Source organism: Roseibium sp. (assembly GCF_025698965.1).
Lineage (GTDB): Bacteria > Pseudomonadota > Alphaproteobacteria > Rhizobiales > Stappiaceae > Roseibium.
Window position 1 is genome coordinate 1 of the sequence record NZ_JAILWL010000640.1, and the last position, 2,916, is coordinate 2,916.

At 48.7% G+C, this 2,916-nt stretch carries 4 protein-coding genes, 1 tRNA gene and 1 pseudogene; 3 read left to right on the forward strand and 3 right to left on the reverse strand.

The features are described 5' to 3' along the window. Nucleotides 1-150 precede the first annotated feature (150 nt). Nucleotides 151-600, reverse strand: a complete 450-nt coding sequence (locus K5905_RS30905) for a hypothetical protein (RefSeq protein WP_297591554.1) — start codon at nt 598-600, stop codon at nt 151-153. Between the two features lie 7 nt (nt 601-607). Then, on the reverse strand, nt 608-1,003 hold the full coding sequence (locus tag K5905_RS30910) for a helix-turn-helix transcriptional regulator (RefSeq protein WP_297591555.1): 396 nt from the start codon (nt 1,001-1,003) through the stop codon (nt 608-610). Between the two features lie 103 nt (nt 1,004-1,106). Here K5905_RS30910 and K5905_RS30915 point away from each other — a divergent pair, with 103 nt between their 5' ends. The 3 genes and pseudogenes from K5905_RS30915 to K5905_RS30925 form a co-directional block, all read left to right on the forward strand. After that, on the forward strand, nt 1,107-1,319 hold the full coding sequence (locus K5905_RS30915) for an excisionase family DNA-binding protein (RefSeq protein WP_297591556.1): 213 nt from the start codon (nt 1,107-1,109) through the stop codon (nt 1,317-1,319). Between the two features lie 18 nt (nt 1,320-1,337). Continuing rightward, on the forward strand, nt 1,338-1,595 hold the full coding sequence (locus K5905_RS30920; protein ID WP_297591557.1) for a DNA-binding protein: 258 nt from the start codon (nt 1,338-1,340) through the stop codon (nt 1,593-1,595). 475 nt (nt 1,596-2,070) lie between these two features. Continuing rightward, nucleotides 2,071-2,607, forward strand: a pseudogene (locus tag K5905_RS30925) (tyrosine-type recombinase/integrase); the annotation flags it as partial. 149 nt (nt 2,608-2,756) lie between these two features. On the opposite strand, the gene K5905_RS30930 reads toward K5905_RS30925, so the two are convergent. After that, nucleotides 2,757-2,833, reverse strand: a tRNA-Ile gene (locus K5905_RS30930). Between the last annotated feature and the right edge of the window lie 83 nt (nt 2,834-2,916).

The window sequence follows — 2,916 nt, forward strand, 5'->3', positions numbered from 1 at the left end:
ACTGAATAGTTTGTACGCCAAATTGACGTACACTTCAATGAAACTTTTCCCAAATGATGACTCTTGCTGTTAATGGCAGACAGGAATTGTCATCATGTTGACTATGGAGAACCGAAACCGAATTCCGAAAAAAGATGCCTCAATCACAGCTTAGCTCGAAGGAGAAGAATCTTCCAAAGCATCGAAAAACTTCCATCTATTTTCGCCGGTTTTTCGGGCCTCTCTAAGTGAAGACGCTCTCCAAGTTCCTAGAAGCCTTTCGAGCCCCCCAATCAAAATGAGCTGATGGAATGCGTAAATTGCTGTGCCACCGAGACCGAACAAGCAAACGGTCGTCGGTTCCAACACACCTTGAAATAGAAGAAAAGCAGTGAAGATGGGCAGCACCAATGCACACAAGGAAATGGCTTTGCTTCTGATAACATTTCGCTTCCAGAAGCCGAGTATTTCCTCCTCACTCATAATTCGTCGCTTTTTTCGGTAAAAGCTAAGTCCTCTGAATAAGCTATTCTCGCTGTCTGGCTCTGACGCTTCAGAGAACTTCTTGTTCAACATCGAAAGCAGGGCTTCGGAAATTACTTCCGCGTTTTCCTTACTCATGCAGGTCTCACATGACTGTATTAAATATTCGCTTGAGCTCCTTATCTCCGAAATCTCTCCCAGAAATTACTTCTTCATATACAAATCGAATTAATTTGGCTTTTCTCTCAAGCGGCGGGTCCAAGTCATGGGCTTCCGCAAATTTTTCTACGGCAAGAACTGCACCTTCAACCAATTCGCCATTTAGTTCGCTCTTTATCGCCCCTTCCCCCAATACTAGCCAGGCCGGTGACACTTCATAGTCCTCACAAATCCTTGCGATTAAACTGACTGGAACTGGCGAAGCTCCACGCTCATAATTTTTGTATGAGCTTTGCGAAACGCCGAGTTTTTGCGCAAATGGTATCTGCGAAAATCCCGCACTTTCGCGAACAACTGCTAATCGTTTGCCAATATCAGACACTTTTGGGTTGACCTCGGTACAGAATATTGTACTTAGTAGGAAAAATTAGCTTCACCGACTATCAAAGCTGACTTTTTCATACCAGTGGAGAATATTCGATACAATGGCTCTGGAATTGGAATCAATCAAAGAACTCGCTGACCGAACTGGCTGGCCCAAAAGCCGTATCAGGAAACTCGTCGAAAATAGAGAACTGAGACACGTCAGGATTGGTGGAGGAATTTACATTCCCATTGGCGCAATCGAAGAATTCATCGCGAACAACACGTTCGAACCAATTGTTGAGAAAAATTCTCCTGCCACACCTGCAGTCTAAACAAACATCAGAACCGTTATGTCCCATATTGAAAGATCAAACAGAACGACCCAGTTAGCTGTAAGCCGCGCGACCGCTGCTGATATGCTCGACATCTCCACCTCGACTTTCGACAAGTGGATAGATCTGGGCTGGATGCCGAGAGGATTTAAGATCGGCGGATTGCGCCGATGGTACCCAGAAGATCTCCACTCATATTTGCATGCTTTAGTCGAAACAAACTCAACACTTGAACATGAAGACGCCGAAAACCCGTTCGATTATGCAGTCGGCTAATCGGAAAAAGATCCCGTTCAAATACTGCTCAGCGGACGTAGATCGGCACGGAAACGTCCGTATCTATTTGCGTAGACCAGGCAAGTCCAAATACCGCATGCAGTCGGCTCTCTTGGACGAAAACGGCAACGTTACGGAAGCATTCACCTCAGAATACCACCGCGTGATGGCAGGCAGCGTTGATAAGCCTACAGACACGCGGCCTGAAGAACTGAAGCCAGGAACAATCAGTTGGCTCTTCGCTCAGTATCAGCGATCCAAGACATTTCAGACACAAGATAGCGCTACACAGCGGGACAAGCACAGCGTCCTAGGGCGTTACTGCGCAGCAGTCGGCCACCTCCCATTTCAAAAGCTTCGAAAGTCGGACGTCGAAGCAAGCCAGATGAAGCGACGGGAAACCCCCGCCGCGGCAGATAAGCTCGTCAAGTATCTGAAAGCCCTTTTCAATTGGGCACTTAGCGATAATGATCTAATGGCTCGATTTCCGGTGGCCAGAAATCCGGCCGAAGGGATCTCGAAGATCAATCGCTCTGACGGGTTTCATACTTGGTCCGTTGGTGAAATTTCTGCTTTCCGAGAACATTATCCGCTTGGCACTACAGCCCGCCTAGCATTTGAACTGCTGTATAATCTAGGCATTCGCAGATCGGATCTTGTTCAGCTCGGCCCCGGTAACCTCGATGGCGACACGATCAAACTTGTGCCGCAGAAAGGCAGCAAGAATGAGCTGCTCGTCCTGCCGATCACGAGAGCTCTCATGGAAGCACTCCGGCACGCCCCAGAAGGCCAGGAGACATTTCTGACGACTGAGTACGGTAAGCCCTTCAGTTCGAACGGCTTCGGCAACAAAATGCGTGACTGGTGTGACACCGCTGGACTGAAACAGTGTTCATCCCATGGCCTCAGAAAATCCGCCGCAACAGTGTTGGCTGAAGCCGGTGCTACGGAATACCAGCTCATGGCTGTCTTTGGCTGGAGCGATTCAAAAACCGCTCGGATCTACACCAAAAAAGCCGAACAGAAGCGCCTCGCCAAGTCGGCATTCGAACATCTTGAAACTTCAAAGGAACGGGAAATTGTCCCACTTTCTCCTCACCGCAATTCGAGTGGGACAAAAAGAGGAAAAAATGCAGGAAAATCAACACCTAAAAAGAGAAGTGGTGGGCCCGGAGGGACTCGAACCCCCAACCAATCCGTTATGAGCGGACGGCTCTAACCAGTTGAGCTACAGGCCCACAGCGCGGTGCCGACGAGAATGTGGGCAGGAGCGCTTCAGGTCTCCCTATACCACGGCATTTTTCCGGAGCAAGTGCTTTGC